This window comes from Paenibacillus daejeonensis DSM 15491, assembly GCF_000378385.1.
GTDB classification, from domain to species: Bacteria; Bacillota; Bacilli; order Paenibacillales; family Paenibacillaceae; genus Paenibacillus_D; species Paenibacillus_D daejeonensis.
This window is the reverse complement of the sequence record NZ_KB899676.1, coordinates 80,885-104,288: the sequence shown is the minus strand read 5'-3', so window position 1 is coordinate 104,288 and position 23,404 is coordinate 80,885. Positions and strand designations below refer to the sequence as shown.

Sequence of the window (23,404 nt, the reverse complement as noted above, 5' to 3'; positions counted from 1 at the left end):
GCCGGGTGTTATTTTCCCATGAGGCTTCGGCACTGACATATAGCTACTTTCCTTATCTGGGCTTCCGACTGGAGGGCAGTGAGAAGGCACGGATTACAACGGACCCTGTTACATCGGAGGAGGTTGCCGTCGGCATTGAAGGGTATCAGGTCGTCGAAGCCGTACCCCTCAACGAGCAGGCCAGCCGCTATGAATTACAGTATGAAATTGCCGATCTGACCGAGAAACAAGATATCCTGATGCATGTCAACATGCGGGATATTGGCTACAACCACTGGTACAATGTTCAGCTAAGGATCGATGTATCGGGACTGCCAGGTCAACCGGGCGGGGGAGACCCTGGAGAAGAACCGGGGGAAGGTCCGGTCACTAGCGCAACCTATGAGCAAGTCGCCGGGCTGATTGCGGATAGCCGTACGGCGTATGAAGCGGCAGTGGAAGGGACAGGATACGGGGAGTATACCGAGGGCAGCAAGTCCGTCATGCTGGCTGCAATCGAAGCTTCGGATGAAGCGCTGAACGAGGGAGATGACGAGGCAGCATACGCAGTCATCTATAATACGCTGCTTGAGGCGAGAGAAGCCTTTGCTGGGGCACAACGTCTGGCTGATCGGACGGAGCTGACAGCTGTGATGTCTGCCGTTCGTTCGTTTCTCAGCAAGGCCAAGCGGCATGGCGAAACAGAAGGCGCACCGGGCTCGGCGATCGCAGCTATCCACCCTGGCGAGTACTATGCCTCCAATGTAGATATGCTCGACAACGCGATGGCACAAGCACAGCGGGCATTGGATAACCCGGCGAGTACGCCCGAGATCATAAACCAGCGTATTAACGGGCTGAATAGCAACTACCAGCAGACATTGGAAACTCAGTATGTAGCGGGTCCAACACTGCGGATTTACCCGCTGGATAGTCTGGATGCTCCAGAGTCCTTGTCTGTACATGCAGCAGATTTCGACGAGACCGTGACGACTGTGATGCAGAGGGTGCATGCGGCGGATTTTATGGATTTCAACGTGAATTTGACCCTGCGTACGATTCCGGATGGCAAGCTCAATCAGTCCATTGCCATTCCAAACGGCATGCCCTTTACCGCCTTCATGCCAGAGGCCGGAGTCGTATCTACGCTATCCAATGATACACAGCTTGTGTTCCAGCTCCAGCCGGTAGGAGGTGGATTGACCTCTGCGAACGATGGCTGGCTCGGTCTGAGCGTGGTCAGATATGAGGTGGGGGGCGAGACGCGGACGGTTTATATTAGCTATAATGTGGACCTATTGGAGGCGCTTGGTGAATGGTTAGACGATGCCGAGGAGCTTAAACATCTTATAGCCAATGTGGATGTGGACGATGGGGAGTGGGAAGCGGTTAAGACGGAGTTGGAAGAGGCAATAGATGAGGCATCTGCCATCACTTCAAACCTAGCTTCACAACGTCCGGTCATTCGAGCAAGTACGACGAGACTAGCAGAGGCTTATGAAAATGTCTTGGACGTGATCGGTTATATGGTCTACTACTCGGTTGTTAAATCCGACGCTGCAGGTTTCTCGGAGCTTAGTCCGGCCTTATTAAATGTAGCGCATATTAAATCGGCTGCCGAAGGCTACGAGCTTACTTTATTAGTGGAAGAACACCAGAACGTAAGAAACCTTCAGCTGTCACAGAAGGGCGAGTATGTTGACCCGATTTTGTCGGAAGAGCTGCCAGAGGATGAAGGACGTCTAGATACATTCCTTGTTGAAGATTTGAGCGGACTGGTGGATGCCAGAGCTCACGTGTATAGTAAAGCAAATCCAAGTGGGAGCGTGCAGACCTTCCGTCTGAACTTCAACGATGTGGACAATGCAGCTCTTGCTGAAGCCGTCCATTCGGCGCATCTCTTGCTGCAAGGCGCATCGATTGGTGGAAGCCCTGGTCAATATCCGGTATCAGCAGCGGAGGCACTGACAGCAGCTATCGAGGCAGCCGACGCTGAGGCGGTTAATCTGGAGGGAACGGCTGAGCTATCGGCTGCTGCAGCGGATCAACTGAGTACGGGTGTTACTGCTTTCCGGAATGCTCAAGTACCATCCCAATCAGGTGGTAACGGCAATACGCCAATCACTCCAGTTGTGCCGACACTGCCGGAGACGCCGAAGCCGAACGAGCCAGAGGAGCCGGTCGTAGAAGAGAATGAACCAGAAACCGGAGAGCCTGGTGAGGAGGAACCGCCTACGGTGCCAGAGGTGTCGTTCACCGATGTGGAGCGTCACTGGGCATTCGGGGACATTCAGCGTGCGGTATCCTTGGGGCTCGTAAACGGCTATGAGGATGGTACCTTCCGTCCTGATCAACGCATCAGCCGCGCTGAGTTCGCTGTTCTGGTGAGCCGTGCCCTGCAGCTGGAGGAGGCCGCTGATATCCCGAGCTTCAAGGATTGGGGCAATGTCCCGGCATGGGCTCGCGCCGCAATCGCGAGTGCAGCGAGCACGGGCATCATTGGGGGCTATGAGGATGGCACCTTCCGCTCGGATCGCTTGATTACGCGTTCTGAACTGGTCGTCATGATCAGCCGAGTCTTGCAGCTGGAGACAGTTAATCTAAGCTCGACTGCTTTTGCAGATGATACGGAGATTCCACAATGGGCCAAGGCACATGTCGCAGCAGCCCATCAGCAAGGTCTGATCAGCGGCCGTGGCGATGGCCGATTTGATCCTCTTGCGCCTGCCACACGTGCTGAAGCAGTGAAGCTTATTCTGGCACTGATTTAATCAAGGAAAGTCCAGTTCCGAATCGACTACGCGAAATACTTTGCCTACTTGCTCACCGTACTCTGTCTCTAAACGGTCCCATACATAACGGGGAAGAATCAGAAATTCATGGGTATCTGAGAAGTAGGAGTGCTCAAACAAGCGTATTTCGTACTTGGCGCCTACAATCTGCTGGAAGCCGCGAATCGTAAGGTAACGATCATTAGGTGACATGCTGAGGGCAATGACATGCTCCACCCCGTTATAAGTGACCAGCAGTCCGTTGTCGCTTTCTTTGACATCAATTGTTTCTTCAGGAAGACGGGCTGCAAAGAGACGGACAATCTCATCATCATATTCCCGCCAGTCGACAACGACACTATGAACGGCAGCGAGCAAGAGCTGGATTTTCTCTTGAACCGTGCTGTTGGGATCCTCTGCTACATCGTCCATGCCGTAGGTTTTTAGCAATTCTTGATTCGCTAATGCATAGGCTTTCAGATCCGTCTCATTCCCGGTGAATAGTAACTGCCATTCCAGTTCTGTGGGGGGTTGCATCCAGCGTCACTCCTTCGTATCATTTTTTTCCAGTATAGCGAATGGGTTGTGGACAGGCATCGGGCTATTGACCCAGGACGAGCACTTTCTGCGGGGAGAGCGAAAAAACACTGCCCAAGGGCAGTGTTTGAAGGACGGGTATGGAATGGTTAGCTGCTTATTTCTCACTTGCGGGGACAGTTCTGACCTCATCGGTAGGTGGCGCCGCAGCAGGGATATTATCGGACTCCGAGACAAGTGGTTCAGAGATGGACACGTCTGGGACATCATCCATGCCTGTCTCTTCAGCAGGGACAAGTAACGGCTTCTCCTCCGCTGGGACAGTTTCCGATACATCTGGTGCAATCTCATATTGGTCCTGCGGCACGGGGCGGGCTTCCGTTACCTGAGCTTCTGGAGCAATTTGCTCATCCGGAACTGCGTAAAGTTCACTTGCGTTGTCACCAGCAACGGAGGACTCTGCAGGGTAGAGCTCGATTGGAATCGTATAGGCCTCAGGCTCATCCGAAGGTGCGGGAAGAGGCTCCACCTTGGAGGGCGCCGGTTCAGTTACAGGTGACAGTTCAGCTGGAGCGGGTTCGATCGCAGGGGCATTGTCGGATGCCCAAACCGCAGCAGATGTGCCCAAGGCAGCGACGAGCAGGCCGGATCCGGCCAATAGAATGAGTGTTTTCTTTTTCATTTGTTTCACAGTCAGCATAAGGGTTAATCTCCTTTTTAGATGTTGGCCTTCAGAGGACAAGGAAGCACAAAATTGCGTGGGAACGGATCGGGTATCTGTCATCACACTCAGAATCGTCTGACCGTAGCGTTTGCGCTCCTGATGGGACATGGTTTTGACCACTTGTTCATCGCACGCCAACTCGCTCCAGGTCTGGATTTCGCGGCGGAGCAGGTAGACCAGCGGGTTAAACCACTGCAGTGCAGTGACACACATTATCGATGCCTTGATCCATAGATCCTTGTGCTTCAAATGAATGAGTTCGTGATGGAGGACCATCCCCAGATCCATCTCCGCAGCCGCTTGTCGGGGGAGGTAGATCGTTGGACGCCATAATCCTACCAGCAAAGGCGTGCGAATCAACTCGCTATAGGCGAGTCTGACCGGGCGTTTGAGCGATAGATATCTTTTGTACTGGGCTAGTTCTAATGAAGCGTCGCTGCTAGGCGGCACGTCAGTATGCGAACGTTCGAGCAATTGGACGAATCTCCGATAGTGGTAGATCTGCCAACTGATAAAACTTAGCGCACCTACTGCCCACACGGTCAAAATAAGGGCAGCAGCCGATACGGGAATCGTAGTCGCGGACGAGCCCTCGGGTAGCAAAACCGCTCCAGGGTCACGAGCGTCCGATGTGCTCGGAGCCGCAGCGAACCAGGATGTCATAAAGGGAGACAACCACTGTACAACGACGGCTAGCGGCACAAGATAAAAGACGACAGCCAACTGATTGAGTTTGTAGCGCCATAAAGCAGGCATATCCTGAACAGGAAGCAAACGCAGCAGCAAGCTACAAGCCACGATGACGCTCCCGGCGACGGTTAGCGACACGAGCCATTCAAGAAGAAGAGTCATCATAGCCTACTTCTCCGAAAACCATTGCTTCAGCTCATTAATATCTTGCTTGGAAAGCTTGTCGCCGTCGTAGAGCGCTGAAATCAGGTTCTTCACAGAACCTTGGTATAAATCGTCCAGCACATTCTGGGTTTCCGCCAGTTTGTAAGCTTCTCTAGTGACGCGTGGGACGTACTTATTGGTACGTCCTTCTTTGGTCGTAGCCAGTGCACCTTTCTCCACTAACCGTGACAGGAACGTGGACATCGTCTGGGCTTTCCAGGCGCGGCCTTTCTCTGCAAATTGGGTTAGCAGCTCGGTAGACGTCACCGGCGGATCGCTCGCCCATATCGCCTCCATGAGCTCCATTTCTGTATCTGACAACTTATGAACCTGGTTCATTGCAGCACACCTCTTCATCACGTTATGCGTCCATAACGATGTTATTACTACACTACGTAGTATTAACAATCTACTACATCATGTAGTAATAAGTCAAGCGATGAAAAAGGAGATTAAGAGGGGCCAGGAAATGGCTGAAAAAGTTTATGAAAAGTGTTGACACGCAAATCGAATTCATGATATTATCTATTCTGTTGCCACATAAACTTATGAACACGGAACGTAAGCTCCAGTTACATAAGATGTAGGAATACGGGGCCTTAGCTCAGCTGGGAGAGCGCATCGCTGGCAGCGATGAGGTCAGGGGTTCGATCCCCCTAGGCTCCATACGAACAAGAACGCCATCACACAATGTGATGGCGTTTTTCGTATGGTATGCCTAGGGGGTGATGAACCCCGAAACGGGGGTTCGCCCGCGCGCAGGAAGTGGAAGAAAAGGCTACAGAGAAATAACCTCAAACGAACGAGCACGGCGTCTGAATCTACCGCTAAAAGTCCCCGTCGAATAGGCTTCGTCAGTCATATAATCAAAGATTCATACATCCCCCTAGGCTCCATACGAACAAGAACGCCATCACATTACGTGATGGCGTTTTTTCGTGTGGATTGCCTAGGGGGTGATGAACCCCGAGAAGGGGGTTCGCCCGCACGGACGGAGCGCAGCGGAGGAGTACGGCGTCTGAATCTACCGCTAAAAGTCCTCGTCGAATAGGCTTTGTCAGCCATATAATCAAAGATTCATACATCCCCCTAGGCTCCACCTTAAAACACCTGAGAAATAAGTTGTTTTCTTATTGCTCGTTAGAGCACAGACATCCGTTGCGGCTTCCATATGCTAGATAACGGCTCAATGAATAATAAATGAGATTTCATAACAGAGAAAGTGAAGTCTTATGAACTTCACTTTTTAATGTTCCCTTCTTAGCGTTTCCAAATGGTCGGCAGAAAGTCCAGTCAGCTCAGCTATGTCTCTTATTTCCATCCCTTTTGCCAACATGTTTTGAGCGACTTCTAATTTCCCTTCTTCTCTGGCTCCATCAAGCATAGAAGCTTCGTCATGAAGCGCCTTCTGCCTCATCTCATACAGTCGCCTTGCTTCCGCATCTTGACTTAAATATTCTAAAGCGGTCATTGCTTTGCCCAAAGCGGGTTCATTCACTTTCAACACCTCCCAGTTTGTTGTATCCTCGCTTTTCAGAAAGAGCAACCAGTTAAGTAAGCCGCCTTCATTCGGTATGTTTTGGGAGCCCAGCTTGGAAAGTTCCATAATGTGAATTTCGATATCGTCGATAAGTGTAATACTGCTATGATCTTCCCGCAGATGAAAAACACTGTGATAACGGTCGTTAGAAAGTATAGAAAAATTAAGAATGTTAATCGTGACGCACTTCCGAAGCCGTTTGTAAGACTGTCCTTCTGCAAGCTGCCCCGCATACTGCTTGCTCCAATAATAAAGGGTACGCTTTTCATTATCGTATTTGTTAAACAATTGCATTTCCACGTTAATAAGTTTTCCTTCTGTCGTTTTGGCCTGAATGTCGAAGATGGATTGCTTATCACGCGGAGAATCCTTATCCGTATATGGATTCATGAGAAGGATCTCAGTCAAAGGAGGCTCCCCAGCTTCCATAAAGGTTCTATTGAGGAAAGCAAGCAGGATATCCTTATTCTCTTCACTGCCAAAGATACGTTTAAAGACAAAATCGTTCTTGGGGTCCAGCAGGTCATGCATCCGAATCAACTCCAATCCTTATCAATATTATTATACCATGGTTTCCAATTAGGTTGCATAATGATGCGCCGCGCCTTACATGATATCGTTCTCTCGGCCGGTGGAGCCTTCCCCTAGATTAACGATGAGATTCCTGATTTCTCAAAAGGGGGAATTTCCGCATTCTAGGAGGTATTTGTACCTTGTTTGTCGAAATAGTAGGTCAAAAGTTTCAGTACACGATTGCGAAATTGACACCTAGGTCAGTCAGGCAAGATTACACAAGGAGAATTAAAAATGGAATCTAATTTTATATTCTTAGACAATACCTTTCCTGTACTGGCTCAAATCGGAGCAACCGCAGAGCAATATCTTTATTCAGATCCTAATTCTTGTTTAATCAAGTTAGGCCTGCTGGGCGAGACGATCGTCAATCTCATGATGCAGTACGATAGGATTGAACCGCCAAGCTATGACAATACGCATGCCAATCGAATCAAGCTCTTGAAGGGGCAAGGGTTACTGCCGCGTGAAATCGACGATATTCTATATAGCTTGCGCATGGCTCGAAATAAAGCGGTTCATGCCAACTACGATTCGCTTGAACAATGCAAAGTTCTGATGGGCATGGCGCATGAGCTAGGCATTTGGTTTATGCAAACGTACGGAGACTGGCAGTATCAGCCTGAAAGGTTTATATTGCCTCTCGAACAGTCTCAAGCCACTGTGGACTACGAAACAATTATTCGGGAACAAGAAGCCAAGATTGCAGAGCTGCAGAAGCTGGCTGCACAAGTCCAAGTAGGCCAAACGATGACGATAGAGGAACGCACGTCAAGAGGAAGTCGTGCCGTTCAACAGCTTCAGCTATCTGAGGAGCAAACGAGATATATTATCGATGAGCAGTTGCGGAAGGTTGGGTGGGAAGCGGATACGGTCAACTTGCGCCATTCGAAAGGGACACGTCCTCAAAAAGGTCTTAACCTTGCGATTGCGGAATGGCCGACTCGTAACGCTGTCGGAAGAACAGGTCATGCCGATTATGCTTTATTCGTTGGGCTTCAGATGGTCGGTATTATTGAAGCGAAACGGAAGTACACCGATATTCCATCTGTCATCGATAATCAGTGCAAAGAATATGCACAATCCGTAAGCGAGGCGCATGCTGAGTATCAGGTGGGTCAATGGAGTCGCTACAAGGTGCCGTTTGTATTTGCAACGAATGGTCGGAAGTATTTGAAACAACTCGAAACGAAGTCTGGGATATGGTTTCTCGATGTACGCAAGCAATCGAATATTTCCAAGGCGCTTCAAGGTTGGATGAGTCCCGAGGGTATGATGGAGTTATTGAGCAAAGATACAGAGGCAGCCGATCAAGCATTGGAGGCAACGCCTTATGATTTGCTGCGTGATCCTGATGCGTTAAATCTTCGCGAATACCAGATTGAAGCAATTGAAGAGGCAGAGAAGGTGATTATGGGTGGGCAGGACAAAGTACTGTTATCCATGGCTACGGGAACAGGTAAGACACGAACCATTCTGGGCATGTTGTATCGTTTCTTGAAATCTGGTCGTTTCCAGCGCATCTTGTTCCTTGTTGATCGTACGTCGCTCGGCGAGCAAGCGCAGGATGTGTTTGAAGAAGTCAAAATCGAAGAGCTCATGACATTGGACAATATCTATAACATCAAGAAGCTTGGTGACAAAGAATTCGATAAAGAGACCAAGCTGCATGTCGCCACCGTACAGAGCCTGGTAAAGCGTGTACTCTATAATGAAGGGGACACCATCCCTGCTGTTTCAGACTATGACCTCATTATTATCGATGAAGCACATCGCGGGTATATCCTGGACAAAGATCTGAGCGATGATGAGCTGTTGTACCGTAATCAGGAAGATTACATGAGTAAATACAACGCCGTCATTGACTACTTCCATGCGGTTAAAATTGGCTTAACGGCAACGCCAGCCATCCAAACGACCCAGATTTTCGGTCAGCCCGTGTTTAATTACACCTACCGTCGAGCAGTGGTCGAAGGATACCTCGTCGATCATGATGCACCGCATACGATTGTCACCAAGCTGAGCAAAGAAGGCATCACCTATCAGAAAGGTGAAGTCGTCCCGATCTACGATCCTGTTACGGGAGAAATTACAAATAGTGGCGAACTGGACGATGAGTTGAAATTCGATGTGGAGAAGTTTAATCGTCAAGTCATGACAGAGAACTTCAACCGTACCGTATTGACTGAGATAGCTCAGGACATTAATCCAGAAGGGGACGCGAAGACGCTAATTTTTGCCGTTGATGATAGTCATGCCGATGTCATCGTGAACCTGCTCAAAGAGATCTACGAGCCATACGGCGTAGACAACGATGCGGTCATGAAGATCACAGGCAGCATTGGCGGTGGTAATCCTAAGAAGGTTCAGGCGGCAATCAAACGCTTCAAGAATGAGCGTTTCCCAAACATAGTGGTCACGGTAGATCTGTTAACGACAGGGATTGATGTTCCTAAAATAACTACCCTTGTCTTTATGCGCAGGGTCAAGTCTCGTATCCTCTTTGAACAGATGATGGGACGTGCTACCCGTCTCTGTCCTGAGATCGGCAAGACGCATTTTGAAATCTACGACCCTGTTGGCGTATATGAATCGCTTGAGGATGTTAGTACGATGAAACAAGTAGTGGTTCAGCCTTCTGCATCGTTTGGGGATTTGCTGGATGGACTTGATGCGCTGCCGACCGAGAAGCAGCTGCAAAACCAAATTGATCTTATTGTGGCCAAGATGCAGCGCAAGAAGCGGAACATGACGACAGATGCTATGACTCATTTCCGTGACATCGCAGAAGGCGACACACCCGATCAATTTATCGAGAAGCTCCAACACATGCCTACTGAGCTAGCGAAAGCCTATATTCTTGACCATCGCAGGATATTTGATATTATGAATGAACGCGGCATGGGTAAGCCGAGGGCTGTAGTGATCTCAGATAAAGAGGATGAGCTTGTCTCTCATGAGCGTGGTTATGGTAAAGGCTTAAAGCCTAAGGACTACCTGGATGAGTTCAAGATCTTCATTACAAACAACATGAATAAAATCGCCGCGCTTCAAGTGGTATGTACCAGACCAAGCGATCTTACGCGTGACAGCTTGAAAAGCTTGCGCTTGGAGCTGGACCGCGAGGGGTTCACAGAACAGCAGCTGAACACCGCTTGGAAGCAGCTATCCAATGAAGACATCACAGCGGACATCATTGGCTTCATACGCAAGGAAGCGCTAGGATCAGCACTCGTCAGCCGTGAAGAACGTATGAAACGTGCGATCACCAAACTGAAGGAAAAGCATTCCTTTACCAAAATGGAGCAGGACTGGCTTGGGCGCATTGAAACGGTTCTGTTGCACGAGCCGATATTGGATAGGGATCTATTTAATACAGGCGCATTCAGGAACCAAGGCGGCTATAACCGCATCAACAAGATATTCCGCGAGCAGCTCGATACCATTATTACAGATTTGAATCAGTATCTATTTGAAGACGGGGGACAATCAGCGTGAACAACCAAGAGATCGTATCAAAACTATGGAACCTATGTAATGTTCTCCGAGATGACGGGATTACGTATCATCAGTATGTAACGGAGCTCACCTATATCCTGTTCTTGAAGATGGCCAAAGAAACCGACACTGAAAAAGAAATCCCTGAGCAGTATCGATGGGATCAATTGCTTAAGCCTAAAGGTACTGATCTTAAGAAGTTCTATAAGGATCTACTTGATCACCTAGGTGAAAATAGCACAGGGCGTGTTCGTGAAATCTACGCCAGGGCTTCTTCCAATATCGATGAACCGAAGAACCTGGAGAAGCTCATTACTTCGATAGATGCCCTCGATTGGTATTCTGCAAAAGAAGAAGGGCTCGGCAATCTCTACGAGGGCTTGCTTCAGAAGAATGCAAATGAGAAGAAATCAGGAGCGGGCCAGTACTTCACGCCTCGCGTCTTGATCGACGTGATGACGAAGCTTATGTCGCCGCAGCCAGGCGAGCGCTGCAATGACCCTGCATGCGGTACATTCGGTTTCATGATTGCAGCAGATCGCTATGTGAAGGACCAGACCGATGAGCTATTCGATCTATCGCCTGAGCTGCAGGAGTTCCAGCGCAAGCATGCCTTCTCAGGCTCTGAGCTCGTCCATGAAACCCATCGATTGGCCTTGATGAATGCGATGCTGCATGATATCGAAGGGCCGATTAAGCTGGGTGATACCTTGTCGAGTCAAGGGAAATCGATGAAGGACTATGACGTCGTCCTTACGAATCCGCCATTTGGAACGAAAAAGGGCGGCGAGCGTGCGACTCGTGATGACTTCACTTATCCTACGTCGAATAAGCAGTTGAACTTCTTGCAGCATATTTACCGCAGCCTGAAAGCGAACGATAAGGCACGTGCGGCGGTTGTCCTCCCCGACAACGTATTATTTGCAGACGGCGATGGTGCGTCTATCCGTAACGATTTGATGGACAAGTGCAACTTGCATACGATCCTGCGTCTGCCTACAGGAATCTTCTACGCACAAGGCGTTAAGACCAATGTGCTCTTCTTTACGCGCGGCGAGTCCGATAAGGACAATACAAAGGAAGTCTGGATTTATGATCTGCGCACCAACATGTCGTCGTTCGGCAAAACCAAACCGCTCAAGGAAGAGCATTTTGATGCTTTTGTCTCGGCTTATACGGTGGAAGATCGTCACACAGTACAGGATGAGCGATGGAATGTGTTTACTCGTGAGCAAATCAAAGTCAAGAACAATAGTCTTGATCTAGGGCTTATTCGAGATGATAGTGTAATGGACTATAATGATCTACCAGATCCAATTGAGAGCGGTGAGCAAGTCGTTGCGCAGCTTGAAGAAGCCGTTGACTTGATCCTGAGCGTTGTTAAGGAACTGAAGTCATTGGAGGTCCAGCGCTAATGGCAAGAGGAAAGAAGCAGAGTTTATCGGCAGAAGAAATGTTGGAACAGGCGCTGGTGCCTGAGGATGAGCAGCCGTATGAGGTGCCTGGGAATTGGGTGTGGACTAGACTAGGGAAACTAGGTCGAGTAAAAGGTGGAAAACGACTACCTCCTGGACATGTATTACAAGAGGAGGTAACTAGTCGCCCTTATATTCGTGTTACAGATATTGAACACAACTCAGTAAATTACGAAAAAGTAAAGTATGTATCGGAAGATACCTTTAATAAAATTAGGAACTATACAATATCCAAGAACGATCTATTTATTTCGATTGCTGGTACTATAGGTAGGGTAGGGATGATTCCTGAATCTCTGAATGGAGCTAACTTAACCGAGAATGCTGCAAAGATTACGGAGTTTAATTCTTTAGAACAAAAATATTTAATGTATCTATTGTTATCCAATGACTTGCAAAATCAAATAAAACAGTCAACTATCGCAACTACTCAAGCGAAACTAGCTCTGAATCGTATTGAGAATTTAGTACTGCCTCTCCCACCAATTGCCGAACAACAACGTATCGTTGACCGTATTGAAAGCCTGTTTGCTAAGCTTGATCAGGCAAAGGAACTGGCTCAGAATGCTTTAGATAGCTTTGATACACGTAAAGCTGCTATCCTGCACAAGGCTTTTACAGGGGAGCTCACCGCGAAGTGGCGTGAAGAGCATGGTGTGGGGATGGATAGTTGGGTAAAGAAGACATTCAATCAAGTAGCAGATATTAAAAGCAACTTAGTTGATCCAAGTTCATACATGGATAATCCGCATATTGCACCAGATAATATCGAGCGTCGAACAGGTAGACTTTTAGAGTACCGAACCATAAGGGAAGATGGAGTAACTAGTGGTAAGCATAAATTCTCTAAAGGCCAGATTCTTTATTCAAAGATACGGCCGTATTTATCGAAGGTAGTCCTTGTAGATTTTAATGGATTGTGTAGTGCGGATATGTACCCGATAGAAGCAAAAGAGGATACCAAATATTTATGGTACTATATGTTATCGGATGAGTTTCTAGAGCAAGCGTCATCAGCTGGTTCACGGTCAGTCTTGCCTAAGATAAATCAAAAAGAGCTTTCAGCAGTAAAGGTAATGATTCCTTCGTGGAATGAACAACGAGAAGTAGTTCGTATTCTTGATAATTTGCTTGCAAGAGAAATAGAAACAAAAGATCTTGCTAACGTTATCGATCATATCGAAGTAATGAAAAAATCAATTCTCGCTCGCGCTTTCCGTGGCGTGTTAGGAACGAACGATACAAGTGAGGAAAGTGCATTGGAACTGCTAAAAGAAACAGTCCTGCAGTAACTGATGTTTCGATGCTGTTACAGATCCCTGTGATCACATCCATGATCACGAACTCTAGATTATCATCGGAAATCCAAGGATACAGCAAAGAAGACCGAAGTCCGAAAACCCGCACTACAGCAGGCTTTCGGAGATATCGGTATATAACAGGACACTATGCTAACCACACTGGCAGCGATGAGGTCAGGGGTTCGATCCCCCTAGGCTCCATACGAACGAAACGCCATCACATAAATGTGATGGCGTTTTTCGTGTGGATTGCCTAGGGGTGATGAACCCAGAGAAGGGGGTTCGCCCGCGCGCAGGAAGTGGAAGAAAAGACTACAGAGAAATAACTTCAAACGTACGAGCACGGCGTCTGAATCTACCGCTAAAAGTCCCCGTTGAGTAAGCTTCGTCAGCCATATAATCAAAGATTCATACATCCCCCTGGGCTCCACCAAACTTAAAATGATGAAAACCCTTATGTAGCAAAGTTTTTTTATATTCATTTATCAATATAAATTCGTGCATCTGACTGATTTGTCGATCTTGGGGACGAGAATGGGGACGAAATTACTGACAATTATGTTACAGTCAAATGCTTATATTATTAGCAAGATTCCATCAGAGGATATAGGGCTTTGCTAAATCTTGATTTTTTCAATCAATAATTTAATCTAGAAAAGCTAAAATGGCAGACCTACAGTAAGAAGGTTAATATGAGCTATGACTCAAAAGCTTGTCGTGTCGTGATAAGTCACGCTTATTGCGAATTTGTCGTATTACAGGCTCACCTGTATGACAACCTCGACCCTTAAACTGGCCATGTAACGGTGCAAAAATTCGGAAAAAACTATACGGAGAAATGAATGCCCATTCTGTTACTTAGGATTGGATTCAGACATACGATCATCACCTACACCATGAAAATGGCCGTCCTTCAAATTTCGAGATAGGGGTGTTCGAATCTGTAATGGTGAACCGTATGGCATCAGGTGTTTTTTAATTTCTAAGTGTAGTTTTAGAAGTCCTATCCGTAAGGTGAAATTGTGATGCTCATGGATAACGGCCTGATTCATAGTGCGAACTCTTCTACATTTGTTTTCCTGATGAAGTACTCTCCAGATCTCAACTAAGTTGAAGGACTATTGAAATGGCTTAAGAAGTTTTATTGCTGTCAAAAACACTTGAATTCTCCTCATTGTCAACAATTGTGCTTAGTTGACGCTTACTGCGGGCACTCGCTCGTCGATGCCAAGTGTGAGAGGCTCGAACGGTGCCAATAGTTTGACTTTCCTTTCCCGCACCTCGGACGGACCATAGAAATCCGAGCAGAGAAGGGGGGAGATCGCAGTGGGCGAAAGTAGTTCGCTACTTTTCGTCACACCTGCAAGCTCCTGCACAATAAGTGAGACCTCCGCATGATTAAGGTGAAGCAAAAGGATTCAGGTGCATTTCGGCACAGAATCTGCTGCGAAGTCTTTGCTGACTGCGCAGCGTGAGATACACACTTATTAAACAACGCCTTCCTGTCCTTTCCTCGATAACCCACGCTTTTCGCGATACTCACATTATTCCTGGTACTAAAATAGTAACTAATTTTCGTTCTAATCTGAATGAAGCAGCTCCATTTCCTACGCAAGAAACCTGTCTAATAAGGCGTATACGCAATATTTAGCGTATTTGGGTCAAAGTACTTACGGATCTTTTTCAATCTCTCTTGTATTATCATGACGTCAACGACGGACGGAATCATGGATGGTATAAAAGGCCAAGGGGAATTGAGTACTGTTGTGAACTCCTTGGCTACGAGGTACTGGGGAAAAAGGTAGCTGACTAATGTTTCTTTTCATCAGCTAGGCATACTGACAGAAATACATGAATATAGCCAGAGTTCTTGTCGCCAGGAGAGGAATACACACCGTGTATATGTTTTACTACGAGTTACAAACTAGTGTTGGACAGATATGCGTGATGAAACGGCAATTTAATAGCCATAAATTACTGAGAAATATTGGTTTTATTTAATTTTAAGTTTTGTTAAGCAACTGTATCCGCAGCAGCTTGATCAGCACTTTTTAGAGCATGACCATAGATATCCATGGTCGTACGAATGTCAGCATGCCCTAGCCGGCTTGCAATGATCTTAGCGTGTACGCCTTGGTTAATTAGTAAAGTAGCTAAAGTATGGCGTAAATCGTGAAATCTAATGGGTTTTAGTTCATGTCGTTTTATAAAGCGTGTTAACCACTTGCCTGGTGCAGTATAATAGAATGGTTTACCTGACTCAGAAAAAAGACAAATAGTTTATCGCTCCCTTTCCACATATCTCCAAGTGATTTATTATGCCTCACACATCTTTCATGATAATAATCCATACAAGAACTCCATATTATACGGTCGATGAGCTAAAAAGTTTAATACTGTATAACAGTTAACACTTTTGTCCACTCATCTAGGTTTGCATCAAGTGCCTGCTTGATGAGATATTCTATTATATAGTGTCCCCAGGATTTTTTTGTGCAAGGTAATAAAACTCATTTAATAAGGCAATCTCATCTTCAGCAAAAATACTAATATCTATATGAAAAAGTTTTACATAGTCATTGACCAAGATTGCGGTAAATTCGTACAACTGAATAAGCATTGATTCTCTATTGAACTCATCCAAATTCTGATAGTGTTTATCTAATAAAATCAAACTTGTGTAAGCATTATGACTATGTTGTGAAAGTCTATTATACATATTTTTAGAATTCCATGTACTTAACTCTGTCTTGTCGGCTATCCTATTCCAAGAGGGTTTCCAGGCATTTAAAATATCTTTTTTTTGTGCATCGTTAAAGTTATTAAAAATATCATTATCCAGTATTTTTACTCTACATTCTTCAGAACGCTTCTTGTTTTTCTCTGTCTCTTCCGGTATTGCCGAAAAGCCTGAAATAGATTGTTTATATCCCTCAAATTTGTATAATAATATTTTCAACTGCAAACTTTCGAAATATGAGCCCTTACTCAACTTAAACTCATTAATTTTGTGATTACCGATTTCTTCGGGTTGCATATAGATGTATTGATATGTTAAAAAGGTTTCATAACATGTTCTGGTTATTGAATAGATAGAAGCTATATCTAGATATTCAAACTGATTTAACGGATTTTGAGTACATCTATAAGTCAAAGAAATCACACTATAAAATTGAATTTTAAACTTATCAAACATTGCTAATGATATATACATCCCCTCTTGTCCTAAAATTAGATAGTCACCAGAGTTATATTTGTTTCTGATGTTTACAGAAACTTTTTGCAACACCTTATCATAATAGTATGGAACTTTATCATTATCAATTTGCTCCGTAGAGACTACTTTAGCCATAGATAATTCCACCTCAATAAGAAAATTCAATATATTTATACATTTACTTATAACATGACCGTTAACATTTTACCCTAATCCTATATGGAACAGTGGAGTTACTCACTCATATCTAAGAAATCCGACGAGCTTAGTTATTCCATATGATTTTAACATGGTTTGTTTTGATATTAAGTCTGCATTCGAACTTTCGATAGAAGTGAGCCGACCGATCAAACTGACCCCAGTCTACCCCTGCCTGTGATACATTGGATTTGCAATTGATAAACAAGTTTTATGATTGCAGACATTAAGATTGAGCCGCACCCGCGGTTCACTCGTTCAATAATAATTTTGATGTCCGAAATTTGCATGTGCTTGGTCTTATGGTTAACGAACAGGAAAGCTTTTGAGTCGGACGTTTTCAACTCTTTAGGGTTAATGATCTTGATTTGTAAGTGAATAAATTGAATATCTTCATTGTTCTGATCCCGATCGAGTTGTCATAGATCATGACAGTTTTATTATGCCGAGTTTGATCAATATGAATGATTTGGCTACCAACCTTTTCGATTTTAACGATGTACCGTTGAACTATGTAATTAATGTCACCTTTACGCTTTAACGGTAGTGGTTTATGCTCACGTTTAGGATCGGCAAAGGGATCTCCAATTCTAAATAAGTTCTTGAAAACTACCAAAACTCTCCTTTGGCTTATAATGCATTTACTGTAACCTCTACTCGAAATGCTGAATAAGTCAAAACATCAGAGGTCTGCAATTGAATAGGACGACCTGATCTTACATCTATCAATTCAATGAGAGAGCCATTCGCCGTAGCATTAATATCGTCACAAATTGCCTCAATATTCCCCATAAAAGAGTTAATATCCATCGTGCTCGTCAGTGGAGCTTTAAACAAGCGCGGCGTTCTTTGAAAGTCTTTCAATTCATAGATCTCAATTGTCCACTTTAGACTCGAACCCCCGTAGATGTTCGAAAAATGAGCAAGTGTTTCGTTTATAGGCAACATTGTAAATCTCCTCTCTTAGAGTGAAAATGAAGTTCCACGTCTCACAAAGTTATCATTTTGAGCCTAGTTATTTGTCGACTGAGATTACCTAAATCTTATATGCGTGTTAATTTATGCATGACTTTGGTCTCATCTATTGTAGCATATTCTGGAAGTGTGACACATGAAAAACTGCTTGGAAGAAACTTATGGGGAAGAAGTTTCGCTTCTTACATGAGTGGGATATGTGGGAAGACTAGATACGTGGAATAACTTACTAATACTTCTTGTTGGAAATTTAAGTTGTTACAAAGGAGTTTTCCTTCCTTTGTCGAAATAACAATATATGTAGATAATTTTATTGAGTTGAGGGGATGCTTTGGTGGCAGCTTTAAAAATCTTTTTTGGAAATTACAAGGGTGGGGTAGGAAAGACCACCAGCACCTTTCAAATCGGAGCTTGGTTGGCTAAAAAGGGTAAAAAAATTCTAATGATAGATCTTGATCCACAGAGTTCTCTCAGTCACATATGTGCAAATAATGTAGGCGGTTATCAAAAGTTAGGTGAATATCCATACAATGCTACACTAAATTATGCTCTTGAACTCTATATGAGATATATTAAAAACAAGGCAAACGACTATCAACTTTTGACAGGAGAAATTGATGATCTTGGTCAGTATATAGAAGATAATATCATCTTTTCAATTAAAGAAAGTGAGTATCAGGGGAACTTGAACTTTATACCTTCGAGTATGGTGTTTAAGAATGCGAGATTAAACGATTTAGCTCAAAGAATGTCCCAGAATGTGCTTAACGTGTTTATTATGCCATTGATTCTTAAACAGCTTAATTGTGATGAGAAATTTGATTATATATTTTTCGACTGCCCTCCAACAAGTAATATCCTAACCCAAAGTGTATTTATGGTTTCTGACTATTACATTATTCCGACAATTGGCGATGAAGTGAGTATGCAGGGAGTTCCAGATTACATTTCTGAAATTGAGAGTGTTTATGTAAAGTATGCAATGCACGATGATATAGGCGGAATCTTATTAAATGCACACTTCGGTGATAAGCCGAGCTTGATAGGGGTGTTTGAAACTATTTATAAGAGCAACGCTAGCAACCTTGATTTTATTGGTGTACTTGATAGTAACATTGATCAACTCAGTGTCGATTCTGTATTAAGTAAGGAAAAGTATAGCCACTTCCGGTACAATAATGATTTTAAAACGCGACATGTATTTAGAGATTTTATTCCACATCGATCTGGGATAGTTTCTGAAACTAGCATGTCTCTACATTTACAAAATGCTAAAAGGCATGAGGCGTATAAGGTAATATCGAACAAAATTTTGGAAATACTTGAAACAGAAACAGTTTAAATAACCATGAAATTGGTGATATACATATGAAAGAGCAAAGAAAAAATTACGATCAGATAATTGTTGATGTATTTCGCTACTGTAAAGAGCTTTTACAAGCTAGAAATACTCAAAATCAACATTTCCCAGTATTTAATTATTCTGTGGAACAGTTGGATGAAGTTATAAATAAACACTCTAAGAAAATTCGTAAGCCAGTTGGAGAACGTAAAAAGGACGAGGTATCTAAAATCAGTGAGGCAATCGAACTCATTAAAGACCAGGATGCTTTAAGGGATTATTATAATAACTCTCTGAGACTTTACTTTGATGCAAACTCAACAGCCGAGACTCAAAACGAGATTCTTAAATCCATATCATTAACTGACTTAAGGTATATGTATTCACTTATCTCGCCCTTACCGCTGCCAGCAAGTCGGAAGAAGGCTGAGATTCTCCAATTGTTGCGGATGTATTTTGAAAATGAGTCTCGAACCAGATCACTGAAGATTTAGTCAGCTCAATTTATCAGATTATGTATTGACTTATGCAAAGGAACCTGACGACTATGCTGTCACAGGTTGCCTCAACGCACGTGTTTAACTTGCAGGCTTTTGTTTCTCATCTGCCATCAATTCCTCAATGACCTCTGTAGTTGTTAACCCATAGTTCCTAATGGTAAAGTCAGTTACTAACATGACTGGACTGGTTTTATTTCTAGTAAACTGTCCAACACACAGTACTCAACACATATGGTATGCGGAGACATGAACATTATTTTATGGGGACGAATTGGGGACGAACTTCGTCCCCAACCATCCTAAGCTGTCTTAACAGATCGGAAAGCAATCGGCAAAAACCTAGTCAAGACAAGGCTTCCGCTGTTTTAATCGGACTGCAGCGGACAGCCATTCCATCGCTGGCAGCGATGAGGTCAGGGGGGGCGATCTGCCCCAGGCTCCAAAAGAACAAGAAAGGCTATCCCCAAAGTCATCGTCAGATGACTTTGGGGATAGCCTTTTCGCTGATTATTGGCCGCATCAGCTTCGGAATGCTTCTGCAACGGATTAGAATTTATTCGAACATAAGCCCGTGCAAGATTTGACAACAAATGATGCAATGATATGAATTCAAATTTGAGCGAGCAAGCAGTATACTCAACGTGTAAGTGCTTTCAGCCAGTGCTTATTACAAACACAATGATGCTATAGGGGGTTTACGAAATGAAGAAAACGTCTTCGCTGCTATTAACCACTGTTCTTTGTTTTTCCGTCGTGCTCGGTGCCTGCAGTAGTAATACTAATACCAATACGACTAATACGGGCACTCCGGGCAATCAAAATACGAGCAGCACCAATACGACAGGTGAAGAAGCACAGACACCGGTCAAGCTGAGTATCCTTGCTTGGAACAATGAAAAAGAGATGAAGCCCGTCCTGGACGGTTTCCAAGCGAAATATCCACATATCTCCTTCGATTTTCAATTTGCCCCACCGGTAACAGATTACATAGCCAAACTGCAGACGATGCTGTTGTCTGACACGGCCCCTGACCTATTCATCATCGCTGCGGAAAATCGCAATGAGATTATCGATGGCGACTTCGCGCTAGATTTGACCGATGAGCCGTTCATGTCCGTGATGTTGGACAGCAACAAACCTATGGTGAGCAAAGATGGAAGAATCTACGCGTTTTCACAAGCAGGTTGGGCAGGGGGCTTGTTTTATAATAAGAAATTATTTGAACAGGCTGGCATAACTGAACTGCCGCAAACATGGGATGAATTCGTTCAAATGTCCTTGCAATTAAAGGAGGCTGGCATTCTTCCGCTGTATGACAGAATGCATGATATTACAATTATTCACTCCGCAATGTTTGGTGCGAATGTACTGTCGAATGACCCAACGTTTGACGAAAAGCTCTTTAATGGAGAGGCGACATTCTCCGAGGGCTGGACCGAAGTGTTGACGATGTGGAAAGAAGGGTTGATTGACAATGGCATTCTGTCACCTGACATGATCGGTCTGACGAGTGAGCAAGTCATGAATGAGTTCGCTCTTGAGAACGTAGCCATGGTCCCTGGCGGCCCTTGGAATATCCCGACGATTGAGGAAATTAACCCAGATATCGATTTCGAAATTATGGGGATTCCGGGTAAGGAGCCTGGCAACACGTATTACAACGGAGCTCCTGGTGTAGGCTTTGCCGTCAATAAGAAGACGCAACACAAAGAAGAGGCTTTGCTATTCCTTGACTACTTGACAACGACTGAAGGGTTAAAGGAGTTCGAAGAAGGTACGGGCGGCATCATAACGGTTCATGGCTATGATACTGAAGTACATCCAGCGTACGAACCAGCTTATAGAGATGGACTCATGGAAGGGCGAATTTACTTGCCGATGGTATCGTGGAATCGACACCAAGAAGCCCTGCGACTTCAGTTTCTAGTATCGTTCCAGGATCTCGCGACCAACAAAATAACGCCGGAAGAAGCTACCGCATCCCTTGACAATAAATTAAAGGAAATGGATGAATAATCAGCAATAGAGGCTTGAGGGGGAGGGGGCAGCCTGCTCCCTCTCTTTCACTATCCGAACTTGGAGGCAAAACCATGATCAAATTTAAACGACAGCTACAGTTCCAGTCCTTTTTGCTTCCCATTCTCATTGTATATACCTTGTTTACCATCTATCCATTATTGCAATCTCTCTTTTTAAGCTTTACCAATTTCGGTGGCTATTCGAATGTCTATGATTTTGTAGGTTTTAGAAACTATGAACGATTGTTTGTTGATGATGCTATCCGTGCTTCCATATCCTATACGCTGTTATTCACGTTTGGCAAGGCTTTGCTGGTTACTGTTTTTGCCATACCGCTTGCTATGATATTGGATCAAAATTTTTTAACAAGGAATTTGCATCGCGCCATTTTTTTCTTCCCTTCCATTCCAAGTGGATTGCTAATTGCCTACATATGGGGATTTATTCTGGCACCAATTGGGTCTGGCGTATTAAATAAGATCCTCAATCAGCTGTTTAACATCGGAGCACAGCCTTGGCTGTCAGACCCGCTTCTTGCGAAGCTGTCTACCATTTTCGTTGCGACTTGGGCCATCACAGGCTGGCATGCCGTGTTGTACTTAGCCTTCTTGCAATCGATTCCTAAGGATTATTACGAGGCAGCCTCCATCGATGGGGCGAATCGCTTTCAGCAATTCCGATATGTTACCTTGCCATTACTCGCTCCTGCGATGACCGTTAGCGTGATGTTACTCCTTACAGGTGGACTAAAAGTGTTCGAAATTCCATTTGCCTTGACGAAGGGCGGGCCTGGTTTCGAGACGTTGACCGTCACCCAGGTTATCGTGCAAAAGGGAATCACGGAGGCACAATACGGTCTTGCATCGGCGATGTCGGTCGTATTTTTCCTCATTGTATTAGTGATCGCAATCTTCCAGGTTACAATGATGCAACGAAGGGAGCAGGACTTGTAATGATGATGACTTCTCAAAAGCGCAATTGGATTCTCGATCTAGTCATGCTCCCTATAGGATTAGCTGTTTTCTTTCCGTTTTATTTAATTATTATTAATACCTTCAAAACGTTGCAAGATGCTACGAGGAACCCGATAGGTCTCCCTAAAGAGTGGATCCTAACGAATTACGTGCAAGTTTTCGAAGAAACGGCACTCTTGCGCAGCTTTGGAAATAGCTTGACCATCACCTTCTTCTCAGTCACCCTGGTTGTGATCATCGGCGCGATGGGGGCCTATCCGGTCGTGTTCAATGCGAATCGTGTAACTAAATTTGCTATGCTCTATTTGTTAGCAGGATTCATGATTCCATTCCAGGCGACACTGATTCCATTGTTCCAACTGATGACTGGTTTGAATCTAATCGATAAGCTCTACGGTCTCATTGCGCTATACTTGAATGGCTCCGTTTTTGTATTCTTCCTCATGATGGGGTATATGCGAACGATTCCGCGGGAGCTATCGGAAGCGGCTGTTATCGACGGTTGCACCGTGTGGGGCATCTTTTGGAGAATTATATTCCCACTCCTGAAACCAATCTCGACAACGGCTGTTATTTTTCAGACGATGTGGATATGGAACGACTTTTTGGCACCCATGCTGTTTCTTAACTCGTCCTCGAACTCCACGCTTGTTCTGCAAATCTATCGCGCCAAAGGTGAGTTTACCGTTCATTGGCCGATGTTTATGACACTTACGGTCGTTACCTTGGTGCCGATATTCCTTTTCTTTATTTTCATGCAAAAGCACATCGTGAAGGGAATCGCTGCGGGGGCTGTTAAAGGCTGAGCCAAACAAAACAAAAAAACATGTTAACCGCCCAACTCCTTGTACGCTTGAGGTTGAGGCGGTTTCTGTCACATTAAACGG

General features: G+C 44.9%; 16 protein-coding genes and 1 tRNA gene. 10 read left to right on the top strand and 7 right to left on the bottom strand.

Annotation, left to right across the window (positions count from 1 at the left end):
* Positions 1-5: 5 nt before the first annotated feature.
* Positions 6-2,750 (top strand): S-layer homology domain-containing protein, encoded by a 2,745-nt coding sequence (locus F556_RS36750; protein WP_020620596.1) that lies wholly within the window; start codon positions 6-8, stop codon positions 2,748-2,750.
* Here the strand turns inward: F556_RS36750 and F556_RS0129445 are convergent, their stop codons facing one another.
* From F556_RS0129445 to F556_RS0129435, 3 genes are all read right to left on the bottom strand, one after another.
* A complete protein-coding gene (locus F556_RS0129445; RefSeq protein WP_020620595.1) occupies positions 2,751-3,287 on the bottom strand; it encodes a hypothetical protein in 537 nt (178 codons plus the stop codon).
* Positions 3,288-3,444: 157 nt separating this feature from the next.
* The gene (locus tag F556_RS35585) at positions 3,445-4,866 is read right to left on the bottom strand and encodes a M56 family metallopeptidase (protein ID WP_020620594.1); all 1,422 of its coding nucleotides are present in this window, start codon (positions 4,864-4,866) and stop codon (positions 3,445-3,447) included.
* Positions 4,867-4,869: 3 nt separating this feature from the next.
* Positions 4,870-5,244 (bottom strand): BlaI/MecI/CopY family transcriptional regulator, encoded by a 375-nt coding sequence (locus F556_RS0129435; RefSeq protein ID WP_020620593.1) that lies wholly within the window; start codon positions 5,242-5,244, stop codon positions 4,870-4,872.
* A gap of 254 nt (positions 5,245-5,498) precedes the next feature.
* Here F556_RS0129435 and F556_RS0129425 point away from each other — a divergent pair.
* Positions 5,499-5,571 (top strand) — tRNA-Ala (locus tag F556_RS0129425).
* A 580-nt stretch (positions 5,572-6,151) separates the two neighbouring features.
* Here F556_RS0129425 and F556_RS0129420 read toward each other — a convergent pair.
* Entirely contained in the window at positions 6,152-6,976 is an 825-nt protein-coding gene (locus F556_RS0129420; RefSeq protein WP_020620591.1) for an Rpn family recombination-promoting nuclease/putative transposase, read from the bottom strand.
* 276 nt (positions 6,977-7,252) lie between these two features.
* Here F556_RS0129420 and hsdR point away from each other — a divergent pair, with 276 nt between their 5' ends.
* Genes hsdR through F556_RS0129405 form a run of 3 tightly spaced genes read left to right on the top strand, consistent with a single transcriptional unit; the run spans position 7,253 to position 13,283 of the window.
* Positions 7,253-10,516 carry a type I restriction-modification system endonuclease gene (hsdR, locus tag F556_RS0129415; RefSeq protein WP_020620590.1) on the top strand — a complete coding sequence of 1,088 codons (3,264 nt, stop codon included), beginning with the start codon at positions 7,253-7,255 and terminating at the stop codon, positions 10,514-10,516.
* Complete coding sequence (locus tag F556_RS0129410) at positions 10,513-11,931, top strand: type I restriction-modification system subunit M (protein ID WP_020620589.1); 1,419 nt, start codon at positions 10,513-10,515, stop codon at positions 11,929-11,931. Before hsdR ends, F556_RS0129410 begins: the two co-directional genes overlap by 4 nt.
* Positions 11,931-13,283 (top strand): restriction endonuclease subunit S, encoded by a 1,353-nt coding sequence (locus F556_RS0129405; protein ID WP_020620588.1) that lies wholly within the window; start codon positions 11,931-11,933, stop codon positions 13,281-13,283. Before F556_RS0129410 ends, F556_RS0129405 begins: the two co-directional genes overlap by 1 nt.
* Positions 13,284-15,305: 2,022 nt before the next feature.
* On the opposite strand, the gene F556_RS37440 is transcribed toward F556_RS0129405, so the two are convergent.
* The 3 genes from F556_RS37440 to F556_RS0129385 form a co-directional block, all read right to left on the bottom strand.
* Positions 15,306-15,569, bottom strand: coding sequence for a site-specific integrase (locus F556_RS37440; RefSeq protein ID WP_083938198.1), 264 nt, complete (start codon positions 15,567-15,569; stop codon positions 15,306-15,308).
* Positions 15,570-15,759: 190 nt separating this feature from the next.
* Positions 15,760-16,644, bottom strand: coding sequence for a hypothetical protein (locus F556_RS0129395; protein ID WP_020620586.1), 885 nt, complete (start codon positions 16,642-16,644; stop codon positions 15,760-15,762).
* A 693-nt stretch (positions 16,645-17,337) separates the two neighbouring features.
* Positions 17,338-17,655, bottom strand: coding sequence for a hypothetical protein (locus tag F556_RS0129385; RefSeq protein ID WP_020620584.1), 318 nt, complete (start codon positions 17,653-17,655; stop codon positions 17,338-17,340).
* 361 nt (positions 17,656-18,016) lie between these two features.
* Here F556_RS0129385 and F556_RS35580 point away from each other — a divergent pair, with 361 nt between their 5' ends.
* From F556_RS35580 to F556_RS0129360, 5 genes are all read left to right on the top strand, one after another.
* Positions 18,017-19,024, top strand: coding sequence for a ParA family protein (locus F556_RS35580; RefSeq protein WP_020620583.1), 1,008 nt, complete (start codon positions 18,017-18,019; stop codon positions 19,022-19,024).
* Positions 19,025-19,050: 26 nt separating this feature from the next.
* The gene (locus F556_RS0129375) at positions 19,051-19,518 is read left to right on the top strand and encodes a hypothetical protein (RefSeq protein ID WP_020620582.1); all 468 of its coding nucleotides are present in this window, start codon (positions 19,051-19,053) and stop codon (positions 19,516-19,518) included.
* 708 nt (positions 19,519-20,226) lie between these two features.
* Entirely contained in the window at positions 20,227-21,540 is a 1,314-nt protein-coding gene (locus F556_RS0129370) for an ABC transporter substrate-binding protein (protein WP_020620581.1), read from the top strand.
* 74 nt (positions 21,541-21,614) lie between these two features.
* Positions 21,615-22,496 carry a carbohydrate ABC transporter permease gene (locus F556_RS0129365; RefSeq protein ID WP_020620580.1) on the top strand — a complete coding sequence of 294 codons (882 nt, stop codon included), beginning with the start codon at positions 21,615-21,617 and terminating at the stop codon, positions 22,494-22,496.
* 2 nt (positions 22,497-22,498) lie between these two features.
* Entirely contained in the window at positions 22,499-23,323 is an 825-nt protein-coding gene (locus F556_RS0129360) for a carbohydrate ABC transporter permease (protein WP_157273010.1), read from the top strand.
* Positions 23,324-23,404 lie beyond the last annotated feature (81 nt).